This window comes from Bacteroides sp. A1C1, assembly GCF_004328515.1.
Lineage (GTDB): Bacteria > Bacteroidota > Bacteroidia > Bacteroidales > Bacteroidaceae > Bacteroides > Bacteroides uniformis.
Genome location: NZ_CP036491.1, coordinates 2,026,739 through 2,042,097 on the forward strand (window position 1 = coordinate 2,026,739; position 15,359 = coordinate 2,042,097).

Consider the following 15,359-nt stretch of genomic DNA (forward strand, 5'->3'; position numbering starts at 1 on the left):
GATTTGTTTGTTTGTTGCAGTGACAAAAATAGATAAATAATACTCATAAAAGAAACATTCCCCGAAAACTTTCATAAAGAAGTCTCGGGGAATGAATAAAATAGAAGCAATTCAGTTTTGCGGACAGTACCCGTTTCTATTTACACAAAATTATGGATACTGCCTTTTATTTTTCCACATTCGTATCATCAGCCGTACTCCACGGACCAACTTCAGGTACAAAGGTTACTTTTGCCGCCTTATTGGCCAGCGTCAGCGTATAACGTATCTTTTTGCCTTCACCCCAGGCTTGTGTACCATCCAAGTCAATGGCGGAAGTTACAGTATCAAGAAGAACGTCTTTCTCATAGATGTCATAGACAACATTGATTTTGGCGTTCGTATCCAACGTCTGGGGCATCAACATCCAGGCTGTATTCACTTCCACACCCGTTGTATTCACTTCCAATGCACCACCGTCAATCGTATGTGCATAAGTAGCCGTTCCTTCCTGTGACTTCCATGTTGAATCATCAAAACCATAAGTTCCCTTATTGTGCACACCGGATATTGTAAGTGTTTTCAGTTTATAAGTCAAAGCGTCGGCTGCCTTGACAGTGAAATTTATTTGCGTCAGTATATGGCCGAATTTCAAAGATACCCCACTGGCATTTGATGCCTTGGTTGCATCCGTCGCTTTCGCGGCTACCAAGTCCGTTTGGGTAACTACATCCGCTACCGTATAAGTAATGGAAGGATATATAGCACCAGCAGCCGGTTGATTGTACGTCAAGGCCCCGGTACCCGGATCCCCGTAAGCAAAGAACTGCAAGTTATCCGTCATTGGCCAATAATATGTTCCCCCAGTCAAACTCCAGTCGGGAGCACTATAAGTTACCTTAACATCTGCCATGAATTCCTTCATTGCATCAAAAGTCGCAACAGAGGCCATTGTTGTTGCTCCCGTATTATAAGCATACACAGTGAACCCTACCTTCTGCAATTCCGGCAAATCAGTCACTGCGGCTCTCGTAGTGTTACCCACTACTGTTCCCAATTTAATCTCCGCCTTTTGTCCGGCATTCTCTATCTCCTCACTTTCCGAGCAACTCATTACTGCTGCTGCAGCCAAAGCCAAAAATAAAACCTTCTTCATAATTGTCTGTTATTAAAGTTAATATATTTATTTGTCTGTTTGCTATCAATTCACCGGTAGCTCCACATCCGTCTCATCATCCCAATCATCCACATCGCCACCAATCCCTCCATCTCCTTCATCGGTTCCCGGTTCCAAATCATCCACCACAACCTTGTCCTCCGGTACGGGAACCTCGATATGGATTTCCGACCCAGGAACGCCCACATCAGGTTCTTCTTCGCCTCCTCCCGAGGGAGGAGCTGTTTCAATCACTTCCGTGATATCCACCTTCACCTCTTGAACCGTTTTATCTCGTTTCACAATCTTCAATGTCAGCAACATAGGACTATCCGCACGGGTCTTGGCATCTTTCAGTAATACAAAACTGGAGAAATACCCCCATAAAAGCCCGTTTTCACGCTTTGTATTCACACATATAGGTACCTCGCTCAAATGGCAAGCACGGTTGCCTATAAAGTAACTTCCGTTCAAGCCGTCCACATGGCAGATGATGCTCAATATTCTATCCCATCCTTCCACCTTTATATCAAAGGAATAATGGTCCACTACCGCTTCCGGCTTCCAGTCCAACGGAAGCGCCACATCACTCTGCCTTATTTCCACCTCGTCCAAAGCCACCACATACAAAGGGTCGGGCGACCAAACCATATCTTCGTGTATATCCAGCCCCGTACAGTGTCCTGTAAAAGCCTCAATCGTCTCATAACTCTCGTCGCCCCGTATCTGTATACTCTCCGTATTGAAGTTATAGGCCACCACCGCATACCTCCCCGGCGGTACCTTCACCTCACCCCCTTCGGCAGGCAGATAACTTTCAACCTTTCTCCTCTGAGTATCTTTCGGATAGAAGATAATCCGCATGGTCTGCGGCAGCTTATCCGTCACCCCTTTCCAATCCAGTTTAATCTGTACTCCGCTAACGGGATAATCATCCAGCATATCGCGGAAGTCACAGCTTCCCAGCATTGGCAACAGTCCGAAGAACAGCCAGAGAATCATATGCCGTGCATCTTTCATACCACTCATCTCCCCGACGTTAGAAGCCACACCAAAGAAACTTTTGCTTTTGTCGGCCCGATAAAGCGATACTTTCCACTCCTGACCCAAACCAAGTCATTTCCATAAGAAGTATATTTCCGGTACTCCGTATCCAAGTATCCAATACCCACACTGAATTCAATCGCCAGATGCCGAGCCAGTGGACGCACATATCCATAAGTTATTCCAGCAGCAGCGTAATACTTCCCCCGGTATCCCTTCTCCTTTTTCAACTGAAAATCATAGGTACCTCCTTCGGCATATGCTCCCAGGAAATGTCCGAACAATATTCCATGCGTATAGCGGTTTCCCAACCAGTAACGTACCTCTGTCCCTCCCGAAAGGAACTGATAACAGAAACCACATCCGCTGTCAGACCACCAAGGACATTTGTACTCAACATTCAAAGACCACCTCTTTCTCAATGGCAGCTCCACTTCTATGTTCGGAGCCAAGGCCAGGTCGTAAAGCAAATTATTTTTTAACGCCAGCACCGTTTTACAAGTATGGCTATGAGATTCCGCCGACTTATTCTGCCCTATTACCTGCCCCGACATCATGCAAAAAAGGAGTAGCCAAAGAACATATATAAGAATGCGTTTTCCCATAATTTCGCGTTGTATACAAACAAAAGTAGAAGATAATTACCGAATAAAATCCACTTTCCATCACTCTTTTCAAAGGCTGAAAGGTTCTGTGAAACGATTGAAACAGATTTGCAACTTTTGCCTTATCCGGGACGCTGTGAATAGATTCTTTCCATACTCTCTCAAAAAGTCAATCCGTGTGCGAAAACAGTAAAATTCAGTGAAAGAAATACAAAAGAAGTAGCAGAATCATTCTGAAATTTGGAAGATAACAATGGAAACCTTACATTTGTAATGTGATTTTTTTCATAGTATTAGATTTAAGGTTAACAAAGGTTGGAGTACGGCGGTACTCCTTTTTTTATACCCATACGTTTCTCCGAATGACAAAAAATAGCTATCTTCGATGGCTTTTATAACTGTTAAAGAAGAAAACATCACCACTTGAGCCCATTATGAAAAAACCGGTACTCGCATTGCTTTCCATAATCCTACTTACCGCAGGATGTTCCCAACGGCCTGCCACCACCAAGATACCCCTGACCAGCGCACACCGTGGTGCGGCCACCATTGCTCCCGAAAACACAATGGCATCCGTAGATTCGTGCATCAAATACGGTGTAGGCAATATAGAATGCGATGTCTGCATCAGTAAGGACAGTGTCTTCTACGTACTGCACGATTCCACCCTCGACCGTACCACCAACGGTACCGGCGCCATCTCCCAATGGCTGTCCGCCGACATCGACACACTGGATGCCGGCTCTTGGTTTGCGCCCCGATTTGCCGGACAACGGGTACTACGCCTTACCGACCTGCTACGCAAGGCCAAAGAGCACGGTTTAAGAATCACCATCGACTACCGCAACGGCGGTCTGCACCAATTACTGAATCTGATAAAGGACGAAGGCATGCTGGAAAACTGCAACTTCACCTTCAGCAAGGAGTATCATGCCAAATGCTTCAGAAAAATGGCACCCGAGGTAAGAACCCTGCAAGCCTACATCAAAAGTGAAAAGGACATAGAGCATGTCGTAAAGGAACTGCATCCCGACATCGCTGTCGTCTGGATTGACTCCCTTACCCCGCAATTCGTAAAGAAATGCCGCGAGCACAACCTGCAGGTACTGGCACTTGTCCTGGGGCTGGACGACAAGACGGAAGAGAACCAGAAGGCGGTCGACCTGGGGGTAGACATCATAGCGACGGACCATCCGGAAAAGTTCATCATGAAATACGGGCAACCGTCCATATAAGGCAAGAGACCTGCTGCGCTTAGGTCAGCAAATGATAGACACCGCCCACCATTGCCTTGACCACTCCTTTCATCTCCAGTTCAAAAAGCAAGGCACTCATCCGGTTGACGGGTATATCCGCTTCCACCACCATCGCATTGATATGGAGGTCTCCCTGCCGCATAAGGATGCGTACAACAAGCTCCTCCTCTTCCGTCAGTTCCGGGAAGAGATTACGCTGAATACCTTCTGTCCGGGCAGGCTGCTCCGCTACGGACCAGCCCATAATCTGCACAAACTCTTCCGCATTCTGGATAAGGGCAGCCTTGTTGTCGCGTATCAACCGGTTGCAACCGATGGAAGATTCGTCCGTAACACGTCCCGGAACAGCAAAACAGTCACGATGATATCCCTCCGCCAACTCTGCAGTGATAAGGGAACCTCCCTTTGCGGCAGACTCCACCACAATGGTAGCATCACTCATACCCGCCACAATACGGTTGCGGCTGACGAAATTATGCTTGTCCGGATTCGTCCCGGTAAGGAATTCGGTCAGCAGTCCGCCTTGTGCCAGCATGTCGATGGCTGTTTTCCGGTGGACATACGGATAGATGCGGTCCAGTCCGTGAGCAAGGACAGCAACGGTAGGGAGATGATTTGCCAAAGCGGCCCGATGGGCATGGATATCTATCCCGTAGGCCAGTCCGCTTACTACCAGCACATCGGGACAAAGAACGGCCAAATCGCGCAGGAAGTCGATACAGAATTGCTTGCCGTAATCGGTGGCACGACGTGTACCTACCATATCGATGACATGCAGGCGGTTGAAATCGGTGTTTCCTTTAAAGAAAAGTACAATCGGCGCATCTTCACATTCACGCAAGCGCGAAGGGTAAGCCTCATCCTTCAACGTCAGGCAGGAAAGACGATTCTTCTCTACAAACTCCATCTCCTGCTCGGCACGCAGAAAGGCAGCGGGACAATCAAGAGCCGTCACTACCCCCGGATTCACACCGGACATGATTTCGGGAAGCTCCTTCCGCCGACTGAATACTTCGGCAGCACTGCCCATACCCTCTATTAAACGCTTTGCCCCGATATGTCCTATACCGGGGCAAAGTGTGAGAGCTATACTGCAAATCCGTTCGTCACTGTTCATTCCACCAAAGATTACACGGACTTACACGGGTTGAGATAAGGGGCAAAAAGGCGGTCGAACAGTTCGCTGTCGCTCAACCGGCCATTGACTACACACACGGTCTCTACCACGCCTTTGAGGCAGACCTTACCGTCGGAAACACGGAAGATATCTTGATAGAAGACGTACTTGATGCCTTCCTTCTTCATATAAAGTTTGGAAACAAACTCGTCACCACTCCTCAGGGGAGTCTTGAAAGCCATATTGATACGTGCCACTACCGGGTCTACCCCCTGCTCGTGCAGTCCGGCAAAGCTGACGCCGGCACTCAACAGAAACTCATGGCGCGTATGCTCCAGATAATGCTGATAATTGGCATTATTGACGATGCCTTGCAGGTCGCATTCATAGTCGCGCACCTTCATGGGAAGTTCATAGATATAATTCATATTTACTATTGGACTATTTACTATTTGATACTTAGCCACGTTGTTTCTCCACATCCAAGCCTTTGAACTTCTTCAGTTCTTCTACGCTGACCAGCTTGTAGAGTTTGTCGCTGGGACGTATTTTCACCGATTTCATCGAGAAATGCTGGCCTTTCTTTACAGTCTGCACGGGTTTCAAATCGACGCGTGCCTCGTCCAAAGTGACGAATTCGGCACCCGTTGTGGGACCCGTAATCAGCAACTTGTCGCCTACGCTCACTTCGGCTGCTTCTACCAGGAACTCCGCCACACCGATGTTTGAGAAGTAGCGGATACCCTTACCCACATAGATTTTACGTTCCGTAGCGGCAGAACCGTAGTTCTTGGTCCATTCGCCCAAGCGTTGTCCCAGGTAGTAGCCGTCCCAGAAACCACGATTGAAGACCGTCTTCAAACGTTCGTCCCACCGGGCAATCTTCTCATCGGTGAACGTGTCGTCCAGATAGAAACGAATGGCTTCTTTATAACACTCCACTACCGTGCGCACGTACTCGGGTCCGCGGGCACGTCCTTCAATTTTGAAAACACGAACACCTGCATCCAGCATCTTGTTCATGAAGTGGATAGTTTTTAAGTCTTTGGGGGACATGATGTACTGGTTGTCCACCTCCAATTCCACATCCGTCTCCTTGTCGCGCACCGTGTAGCTGCGGCGGCATACCTGCATGCAGGCACCGCGGTTGGCGGAGTGGTTCATTTCATGCAATGAGAGATAACACTTTCCGCTGACTGCCATGCAAAGGGCACCGTGACAGAACATCTCTATACGTATCTGCTCTCCGCTGGGACCGCAGATATTCTCCTCACGGATATGGCGGTAGATTTCTGCCACTTGCTCCAGATTCAGCTCACGCGCCAGCACCACCACATCGGCAAACTGCGCATAGAAGCGCAGGGCTTCCACATTGCTGATGTTGAGCTGTGTGCTGAGGTGTACCTCCTGCCCTATCTGACGGGCATAGCTCATCACTGCCACATCGGCGGCAATGACAGCCGAGATACCTGCCGCCTTTGCCGCATCTACAATGGTACGCATCAGCGGAATGTCATGGTCGTATATAATGGTATTGACGGTGAGGTAGCTCTTCATGCCATGTTCGTCGCACGTCCGGGCTATTTCCCGCAAATCGTCGATAGTGAAGGTATTTGCCGAACGGGCACGCATGTTCAGGTTCTCGATACCGAAATAGATGGAGTCGGCACCTGCTTGTATGGCTGCTGCGAGAGATTCGCGCGAGCCTACCGGTGCCATGATTTCGAAGTCACTGATTGAGTGTTTCATCATTTCTTTTTGAATTAGAGTATGCAAAGGTAGGCTTTTTTCTGTACTTTTGCGGACAAATCCGCTTAGATTATGAAGATTAAAGATATAGACCTGGGTCCACGCCCCGTATTCCTCGCCCCGATGGAGGATGTTACCGATCCTGCTTTCCGCCTGATGTGCAAGCACTTCGGAGCAGACATGGTATATACCGAGTTCGTTTCTGCCGATGCCTTGATACGCTCCGTAGGCAAGACCCAGCAGAAGCTGAATATCAGCGATGAAGAGCGGCCCGTAGCCATACAGATATACGGACGGGACACCGCCACCATGGTAGAAGCCGCCCGCATTGTGGAGCAGGCACATCCGGACACGCTGGACATCAACTTCGGCTGCCCCGTGAAGCGCGTTGCCGGCAAGGGTGCCGGTGCCGGTATGCTACAGAACATTCCGCTGATGCTGGAAATCACTCGTGCCGTGGTAGATGCCGTGAAGATTCCCGTCACCGTGAAGACCCGCCTGGGCTGGGATGCCAACAGTAAAATCATCGTAGACCTTGCCGAGCAGTTGCAGGACTGCGGCATTGCCGCCCTCACCATCCACGGCCGTACCCGCGCCCAGATGTATACCGGCGAGGCGGACTGGACACTTATCGGCGAGGTGAAAAAGAACCCACGCATGCACATTCCCATCATCGGCAACGGTGATATCACCACTCCCCAACGGGCCAAAGAATGCTTCGACCTCTACGGTGTGGACGCCATCATGATAGGCCGTGCCAGCTTCGGCCGCCCGTGGTTCTTTAAGGAAGTGAAGCATTATTTGGAGACGGGCGAAGAACTCCCTCCGCTGAGTTCCGAATGGCGGCTGAACGTACTCCGCCAGGAAGTGGAAGACAGCGTCAACCTGCTGGATGAACGACGGGGCATACTGCACGTGCGCCGCCACCTGGCAGCAAGCCCGCTCTTCAAAGGGATTCCCAATTTCCGCGACACCCGGATAGCCATGCTGCGGGCAGAGACGAAGGAGGAACTGTACCGCATCTTCGAAGAGATAGAACCGTTGCTGCCATAGGAGAAAACCGCATACGATTTTTACCATCGAGTCCGACATTTGAGCAATCATCCTCACGCCCCTTCTTGAATAGCTTCTGAGAGGGGGGCTATTCAGACGCAGATGACACGCTTTGTTGCCATCCGCATAACTCACTGTCTGTCAGCAAGAAATTTTGCCAACCACTTGCCTTGCCCTTGGCAAACTTTTGCCATGCCTATGGCAAAGTTTTGCCAACGCGGTGGCAAAGCCTTGCCAATGGGAAGGCAAAACCTTACCAACAAGGAGGCAAGAAAAAAAACATTGTTTCTTTGGCAGAAAGAAACAAGTCCCTATATTCGTCTTCCCAAGAAAGAAAGAATCCCATAAATATGTCTTTATGAAAAAGAAAAAACTGCTCAAACAGCTCATCGTAAACTTCCAGCATTCACTTCCGGCAGAAGTTTATCCGCGTACATTGGTATTGCCCACAGACAGTGGAAAGATAATCACCGTGCCCGACTAGCGGAACATCGGCTGCGCAAACCATCGCTTGAACATCCACGTGGCCAGGATATAAATGCCGAAAGCCGATACGAAACCCACGATAGAGTCTATCAGGTAATGTGCCTGGATATAGACCGTAGCCCCGCACAACAGCAGATAGAAAGGAAACAAGCAGGCAAACAGACGCTTGCTGCCACGCCATGCCATAATCATCAGTACCGTAGACATTCCGACGTGCGAACTGGGAAAAGCAGCCGTGGGACGCTCACCCACCTGCTGGGAACTCTCCACCAGGTTGTAGAAGAAGCCGTGCTCATAGCCCGGACCGGGAAGAAGTTCCTGATGGTGATGGAAATAGTCACCGATGGACGGGAAGATACCTTGCGCCACATGGTCGCTTCCAATGGCGGGGAAGTAGAACTGCGGCCCGGCAACGGGGACGAAGATATAAATAAGGTAATAGATGAAGAAAGCGGTGACGATGACGAACGAAACCTTCTCGAAAAGGTCGAAACGATAAAGGAAATACCACACCACCACCAGCAGAATCATCGGATAATAGAAGAAGTATCCCATATTGAACGGCTCGCTCACCCACATCTGCGGAAACCTTTCACAGAACCACACAGCAGGCTGTCCGCCAAACATCCACTGCTCCACCGACGCGAACACGTGGTCGAGATTGGGGAATATCCGGTTGAACTCAAAGGTGTCGGGATACCAATAGGAAAGCAGTGACATCTGGATGGCTATGCGCACAAAGGCAGAGAACTTGCAGGGTGCCAGCCGGTAAAGATACATCAGCAGGAACGTCATACCCGCAATGACAACACGGTCTGCAAGCATCTGCACCGGATGATCCATTTCCTGAAAAAGAAACAGAATGAGAATGGAAGTCAGCAAATTGTATATCAGCGTAATCTTCTCTACCGCAAAAAGCCCCTTACGGGTTTCTACCCTTTTAAATAAATCTAAAGCCATCCCTTATCCTTATACCAGGCAATGGTTTCCTTTACACCCCGTTCCAGGTCGTACTCAGGACTGAAGCCCAGTTCCTCGACGGCCGGTGTGATGTCACACTGCCAGTTGCGTTGTTTCATTATTCTATACTTGTCCGAATTGAGCGTACTGGTCTTGTTCTGCCGCTTCGCCCAAAATTCAGCGAGCAAAGATACGACTTTCAATACAATTAACGGACATCTCAGGCGAATAACAAACGGGTTGCCCAATTCTTTCCTTATCAAATCGGAAAAAGCACGGCTACTATACACCTTCCCGTCAGCCAGAAAATAGGCGCGGCGGGACACCTGCTTCTCTATCCCGAGGAAGACGGCCTGCACGATGTCCTTTACATATACAAACGTCAAGTCCTGGCGGCGGAAGCCCACAGAAAAGTCCGTATGCTGCCGGATGGACTTTGCCATAAGATAATAATCCTTCTCACGCGGCCCGTATACACCCGTCGGCCGGTAGATGACGTAGGGGAAACCCGGAATACTCTGCAAATAAAGTTCTGTTTTCAGTTTACTGAGCCCGTAGGCGGTATTGGGTGAAGGGGGGTCACTCTCCATAATCGGGTCGTAGGTCCTCTCGCGTACCGGACCGAACACACTCAGCGTACTGATGAAAATAAACTGCTTGGGAATCATGTTCAGCTCCCTCAGCGTATCGATGAAGTATTTGGTCTGCAGGTAATTCACCAAATCGAATTCGTTCTTGTCCACGCACTTCGTCACACCGGCACAATGAACAATATAATCAAACTTATTGTAGGTCCCTTTATGTCCCGAAAGCTGCGCCCTCAGTTCATTGGGATGCGCAAAGTCCAGTTCGAGAAAATGTATCTTGCGGTCACGCAGATACTCGCGGCTGCTGGACGAGCGTACACCCGCCCACACACCGAACTTGCGCTTCAACGCTTCCTCCACGATGAAACTTCCGATAAATCCGCTTGCTCCTGTAATTAAAATCGATTCCACTTCTTCAGTTACAAATTACTAATTACTTTTCATCCGATTACTTTTCATCCAATCCGTCACCTTGGCGCTCCTTTATTACTTTGTCGCCTCGTTACTCTTCTTCACCGGCTCCACATGGATGCTGACCAGTGTTCCTTTGCCGAACTGCCTTTTCAACTTGTTCTCCACCGCCGTTGCCGTCTCGTGAGCTTCCTCCAGCGAGATGCTGCCATCCATACGCACATGCACCTCGATGGCACAATAACTGCCGATGCGACGCGTACGAAGGTGATGCGGCGAGCTGATACCGGGAAAAGAGAGAATTGTCTTTATTATCTCATCCTCTACCTCGGCAGGCAATGATTTCTCCAACAGTTCGTCCACACACGGTATCAACAATTGCACAGCCACCTTCATAATGAAGAAGCTGACAATAACCGCCGCCACCGGGTCCAGCACCCGCCAATGGTCACCCAAAAGAATGGCTCCACCTATCCCCACTGCCGTGCCTATGGATGAAAGCGCATCACTCCGGTGATGCCAGGCATTGGCAACAACCGCCTGCGAATTCAACTTCCTACCCTTGAAAACGGTATATTGATAAAGCACTTCCTTGAAAACGATGGATACCAATGCAGCCACCAGCGCCAGCATACCGGGCTCCTGCAAAGAACCGCCTTGCAGGAAACGGTAAATGGAGGAAGCCCCGTTCCAGAAAATGCCGAATCCCACAAACAACAGAAAGACACCGATAATGGCAGTTGCCAGCGTCTCGTACTTGCCATGACCGTAATCGTGCCCCTCATCCTCGGGCTTTGCTGAGATGCGCACAAATACAATGACAATAATATCTGTAATGAAATCCGACAAAGAATGCACCGCATCCGCCAGCATGGCGGCACTGTGCCCCACAATACCTGCAAAGAACTTGAAGACAAGCAAGAGAAAGTTTACCACACTTCCCACAACCGTCACCCGGTAAATGTCTTTTTCCCGTGTGGCATCTGCTTTTTTGTTCAGAGTTTGCATTTCCATCTGCTTTTCGTCTAAGGTACAGCCTATCTCGCTTTTTGTGCAAATATAGTACATAAATCCATTACAATCTGTCGTCTCTTCATTATTTTCAATAGAATGATAATATTTTGAAGTCTGAGTGAACGAAGGAACGTATTTATTTGTTTACTTTGCAAGAGAGAACAATGTGCACATTAATTCATTATCATTATGGCCAAAAAGAAAGAAAAGAAAGCCGGCAAACGCATGAAGAAGAAAGAACTCGTCAAAGTGTTGCTTGAATTCTTCCACACAAAGCAAGACGAAGTATTATCCTTGAAATACATCTTTGAACAACTTCACCTCACCACACATCCGCTGAAGATGCTGTGTATGGATATCTTGTCCGAACTGTCAATGGACGACTATATCACAGAAGTGGACAAACACAAGTACAAGCTGAACAACCACGGTGTGGAAATGACCGGAACCTTCCAGCGCAAAAGCAATGGCAAGAACTCCTTCATCCCCGAAGATGGAGGTGAACCGATATTCATAGCCGAACGCAACTCGGCACATGCCATGAACAATGATAAAGTGCGTATCGCCTTCTATGCCAAGCGCCGCGGACGCGAAGCCGAAGGAGAAGTCATCGAGATACTGGAACGTGCCAACGACACCTTCGTGGGTACCCTGGAAGTTGCCAAGTCATACGCTTTCCTTGTAACGGAAAACCGTACGCTTGCCAACGACATCTTCATCCCCAAAGAGAAACTGAAAGGCGGCAAAACGGGCGACAAAGCCATCGTAAAGGTGGTGGAATGGCCCGACAAAGCCAAAAACCCCATCGGTCAGGTAATCGACATCCTGGGACACGCCGGAGACAACACCACCGAGATGCATGCCATCCTCGCGGAATTCGGGCTGCCTTATGTCTATCCAGCCGCCGTAGAGAAAGCCGCTGACAAGATACCCGCCGAAATCTCCGCCGAGGAAATAGCCCGACGCGAGGACTTCCGGGGCGTAACCACCTTCACCATCGACCCCAAAGATGCCAAGGACTTCGACGACGCCCTCTCCATCCGCAAACTGAAAGAGGGACTTTGGGAAGTGGGCGTACATATCGCCGACGTGACCCATTACGTGAAAGAGGGCGGCATCATAGACAAGGAAGCCGAGAAGCGTGCCACATCCGTCTACCTCGTAGACCGCACCATCCCGATGCTCCCCGAACGGTTGTGTAATTTCATCTGTTCACTCCGCCCCGACGAAGAGAAGCTTGCCTACTCTGTCATCTTTGAAATGACGGAAAAAGGCGAAGTGAAGAACTCACGCGTGGTACATACCGTCATCAAGAGCGACCGCCGCTTCACCTACGAAGAAGCCCAGGAGATTATAGAAACCGGCAAAGGAGACTTCCAGGAAGAAGTGCTCCAACTGGATAAGCTTGCCAAAATATTGCGTGAGAACCGCTTTAAGGCAGGAGCCATCAACTTCGACCGCTACGAAGTGAAGTTCGAAATTGACGAGAAGGGCAAACCCGTCAGCGTCTACTTCAAGGAGTCGAAAGATGCCAACAAGCTGATAGAGGAGTTCATGCTGCTTGCCAACCGTACCGTAGCCGAAAAGATAGGCCGTGTGCCCAAAGGCAAGAAAGCCAAAGTGCTGCCTTACCGTATCCATGACCTCCCCGACCCGGAAAAGCTGGACAACCTGGCACAGTTCATCGCCCGTTTCGGCTACAAGCTGCGCACCAGTGGCACAAAGACCGACATTTCCAAATCCATCAACCACCTGCTGGATGACATCCAGGGCAAGAAGGAGGAGAACTTGATTGAAACCGTCTCCATCCGCGCCATGCAGAAGGCACGCTACTCCGTACATAACGTGGGGCACTATGGTCTGGCTTTCGATTACTACACCCATTTCACCTCGCCCATCCGCCGCTATCCGGATATGATGGTGCACCGTCTGCTCACCAAGTACTTGGACCAGGGAGGCCGCACCGTGTCCGAACAGAAATACGAAGCCCTCTGCGAGCACAGCAGTAACATGGAGCAGATAGCCTCCAACGCGGAACGCGCCTCCATCAAGTACAAGCAAGTAGAGTTCATGACCGAACGCCTGGGACAGACCTTCGACGGTGTCATCTCCGGTGTAACGGAATGGGGCCTCTACGTGGAGCTGAACGAAAACAAATGCGAAGGCATGATTCCCATCCGTGACCTCGACGATGACTATTACGAATTCGACGAAAAGAACTACTGCCTACGCGGGCGCCGTAAAAACCGGATATACAGCTTGGGAGACGCCATCACCGTCAAAGTGGCACGCGCCAATCTGGAGAAGAAACAACTGGATTTTGCACTGGTATAGAATAACCCTATAATTTAAAATCATCCCCGATCCCTTTCTTTCAGAGAGAGACCGGGGATGAGACCTGCACGATGAAGACGATTACTATTACGGACCCTACACAGATTGAGGAAATTATCCGCAAATGTCCATATTGCATAGTGGGCATCACAGACCTTGAAGGAAACCCATATGCGGTTCCCATGAACTTTGCCTATCAAGACGGAGTGATATACTTGCATTCCGGCCCGGAAGGTAGTAAAGTGGAGATGATAACAAAGCACCCGCAAGTTTGCATCACCTTCTGCGAAGGACACGAACTGGTCTATATGCACCGGCAAGTGGCATGCAGCTATAGCATGAAGTCGCGCAGTGTCATCTGCCATGGAAAAGTACACTTCGTGGAAGACATGGAAGAGAAGCGACGCGTACTCGACATGCTGATGAAGCAATACACGGAGAATGAATGCAAATATGCCGAACCTGCCGTACGCAATGTCAAGATATGGGAAGTGAAAGTAGAGAAAATGAGCTGCCGGTCGTTCGGGTTAAGACCAAGCGAACTATAAATACCATCTGCCAGCTACCTGCTCCACATTGATGGAGCGGATAACCGGCAGAAATGTTTGCTCTTACAATGGGTATTCCTCAAACGCATACAACAGCGTCGAAAGATACCGTTCTCCCGTATCGGGCAGCAGCGCGACAATCGTCTTGCCCTCATTTTCGGGCAACCTTGCCAGGCGGGCAACCGCAGCAACGGCAGCCCCCGAAGAGATGCCGACCAGCAATCCCTCATACTTCGCCAGTTCGCGACCCGTACGGATGGCATCATCATTGGATACCTGCAGCACTTCGTCTATCACGGCACTGTTATAGTTCTTCGGCACAAATCCCGCACCGATACCTTGTATTTTATGGGGACCGGGCTTTCCGCCGGAAAGTACGGGAGAATCTTCGGGCTCCACAGCCACAATCCTTACCTTCGGGTTATTGGCTTTCAAGGCTGCGCCCACTCCGCTCACCGTGCCTCCCGTACCTACACCTGCCACAAAAATATCCACCCGACCGTCCGTATCACGCCAGATTTCCTGTCCCGTAGTACGCTCGTGCATTGCCGGATTGGCAGGATTATCGAATTGCTGCAAAATCAACGAACCGGGGTTGGCGGCCTTCAGTTCCTCGGCACGGGCTATGGCGCCTTTCATACCGTCAACACCCGGAGTCAGCACCAGTTCCGCACCGAGAGCTTTCAAGAGGTTGCGGCGCTCCAGACTCATTGTGTCGGGCATTGTCAGTATCAGCTTGTAACCTTTGGCGGCGGCTACAAAAGCCAGCCCTATGCCCGTATTGCCACTGGTAGGTTCGATGAGGGTAGCACCGGGCTTCAACAGCCCTTTTGCCTCGGCATCTTCTATCATGGCAAGCGCCACGCGGTCCTTCACGCTACCGGCAGGGTTAAAATATTCCAATTTGGCGATAACACGGGCTTTCAAACTTTTATTCTTGTTATAATTATTCAACTCCAACAAGGGAGTGTTGCCTACCAGGTCGGTAAGGCGTTCTGCTATCTTCTTCATAATCCAACTGTTTTAAAAACCCTCATTCCCCCTAAGGGAAAAGACTAAC

General features: G+C 49.7%; 15 protein-coding genes and 1 pseudogene. 6 read left to right on the forward strand and 10 right to left on the reverse strand.

Annotation, left to right across the window (positions count from 1 at the left end; genetic code table 11):
* Positions 1–166: 166 nt before the first annotated feature.
* From EYA81_RS08300 to EYA81_RS08310, 3 genes and pseudogenes are all read right to left on the reverse strand, one after another.
* Positions 167–1,135: a fimbrillin family protein gene (locus tag EYA81_RS08300; protein WP_131225622.1), complete on the reverse strand. Its 969-nt coding sequence runs from the start codon at positions 1,133–1,135 to the stop codon at positions 167–169.
* A gap of 45 nt (positions 1,136–1,180) precedes the next feature.
* Positions 1,181–2,164, reverse strand: coding sequence for a DUF5119 domain-containing protein (locus tag EYA81_RS08305; RefSeq protein ID WP_118696482.1), 984 nt, complete (start codon positions 2,162–2,164; stop codon positions 1,181–1,183).
* Positions 2,161–2,700: pseudogene (locus tag EYA81_RS08310) on the reverse strand (DUF3575 domain-containing protein); the annotation flags it as partial. The gene EYA81_RS08305 and the pseudogene EYA81_RS08310, both read right to left, overlap by 4 nt.
* A gap of 518 nt (positions 2,701–3,218) precedes the next feature.
* On the opposite strand from EYA81_RS08310, the gene EYA81_RS08315 reads away from it, so the two are divergent.
* Positions 3,219–4,019, forward strand: a complete 801-nt coding sequence (locus EYA81_RS08315; RefSeq protein ID WP_117601075.1) for a glycerophosphodiester phosphodiesterase family protein — start codon at positions 3,219–3,221, stop codon at positions 4,017–4,019.
* 19 nt (positions 4,020–4,038) lie between these two features.
* Here EYA81_RS08315 and dprA read toward each other — a convergent pair whose 3' ends face one another.
* The 3 genes from dprA to EYA81_RS08330 are packed head-to-tail and all read right to left on the reverse strand — an operon-like array spanning position 4,039 to position 6,909.
* Positions 4,039–5,157 (reverse strand): DNA-processing protein DprA, encoded by a 1,119-nt coding sequence (gene dprA / locus EYA81_RS08320; protein ID WP_117964977.1) that lies wholly within the window; start codon positions 5,155–5,157, stop codon positions 4,039–4,041.
* A gap of 11 nt (positions 5,158–5,168) precedes the next feature.
* The gene (locus EYA81_RS08325; protein ID WP_117601073.1) at positions 5,169–5,585 is read right to left on the reverse strand and encodes a thioesterase family protein; all 417 of its coding nucleotides are present in this window, start codon (positions 5,583–5,585) and stop codon (positions 5,169–5,171) included.
* 31 nt (positions 5,586–5,616) lie between these two features.
* Complete coding sequence (locus tag EYA81_RS08330) at positions 5,617–6,909, reverse strand: peptidase U32 family protein (protein WP_117964979.1); 1,293 nt, start codon at positions 6,907–6,909, stop codon at positions 5,617–5,619.
* 69 nt (positions 6,910–6,978) lie between these two features.
* Between EYA81_RS08330 and dusB the strand changes: the two genes are divergently transcribed.
* The 3 genes from dusB to EYA81_RS19800 all read left to right on the forward strand — a co-directional run bounded on the left by dusB (position 6,979) and on the right by EYA81_RS19800 (position 8,443).
* Positions 6,979–7,959, forward strand: coding sequence for a tRNA dihydrouridine synthase DusB (gene dusB, locus EYA81_RS08335; RefSeq protein WP_005834282.1), 981 nt, complete (start codon positions 6,979–6,981; stop codon positions 7,957–7,959).
* A gap of 102 nt (positions 7,960–8,061) precedes the next feature.
* Positions 8,062–8,307, forward strand: a complete 246-nt coding sequence (locus EYA81_RS08340) for a hypothetical protein (RefSeq protein WP_153880885.1) — start codon at positions 8,062–8,064, stop codon at positions 8,305–8,307.
* A gap of 10 nt (positions 8,308–8,317) precedes the next feature.
* Positions 8,318–8,443: a hypothetical protein gene (locus tag EYA81_RS19800; protein ID WP_005834280.1), complete on the forward strand. Its 126-nt coding sequence runs from the start codon at positions 8,318–8,320 to the stop codon at positions 8,441–8,443.
* On the opposite strand, the gene EYA81_RS08345 is transcribed toward EYA81_RS19800, so the two are convergent.
* The 3 genes from EYA81_RS08345 to EYA81_RS08355 form a co-directional block, all read right to left on the reverse strand.
* A complete protein-coding gene (locus EYA81_RS08345) occupies positions 8,440–9,405 on the reverse strand; it encodes a phosphatase PAP2 family protein (RefSeq protein ID WP_005830954.1) in 966 nt (321 codons plus the stop codon). The genes EYA81_RS19800 and EYA81_RS08345 overlap by 4 nt on opposite strands.
* On the reverse strand, positions 9,396–10,403 hold the full coding sequence (locus EYA81_RS08350) for an NAD(P)-dependent oxidoreductase (RefSeq protein WP_044468321.1): 1,008 nt from the start codon (positions 10,401–10,403) through the stop codon (positions 9,396–9,398). The genes EYA81_RS08345 and EYA81_RS08350 overlap by 10 nt, the downstream gene beginning before the upstream one ends.
* A gap of 75 nt (positions 10,404–10,478) precedes the next feature.
* Complete coding sequence (locus tag EYA81_RS08355; RefSeq protein ID WP_117601096.1) at positions 10,479–11,417, reverse strand: cation diffusion facilitator family transporter; 939 nt, start codon at positions 11,415–11,417, stop codon at positions 10,479–10,481.
* Between the two features lie 189 nt (positions 11,418–11,606).
* Here EYA81_RS08355 and rnr point away from each other — a divergent pair, with 189 nt between their 5' ends.
* Together rnr and EYA81_RS08365 are read left to right on the forward strand one after the other, a co-directional pair.
* A complete protein-coding gene (gene rnr, locus EYA81_RS08360; RefSeq protein WP_131225623.1) occupies positions 11,607–13,751 on the forward strand; it encodes a ribonuclease R in 2,145 nt (714 codons plus the stop codon).
* Positions 13,752–13,822: 71 nt separating this feature from the next.
* Positions 13,823–14,299 carry a pyridoxamine 5'-phosphate oxidase family protein gene (locus EYA81_RS08365; RefSeq protein ID WP_117601069.1) on the forward strand — a complete coding sequence of 159 codons (477 nt, stop codon included), beginning with the start codon at positions 13,823–13,825 and terminating at the stop codon, positions 14,297–14,299.
* 63 nt (positions 14,300–14,362) lie between these two features.
* Here EYA81_RS08365 and cysK read toward each other — a convergent pair whose 3' ends face one another.
* Positions 14,363–15,310 (reverse strand): cysteine synthase A, encoded by a 948-nt coding sequence (gene cysK / locus EYA81_RS08370; RefSeq protein ID WP_117601068.1) that lies wholly within the window; start codon positions 15,308–15,310, stop codon positions 14,363–14,365.
* Positions 15,311–15,359: the final 49 nt, after the last annotated feature.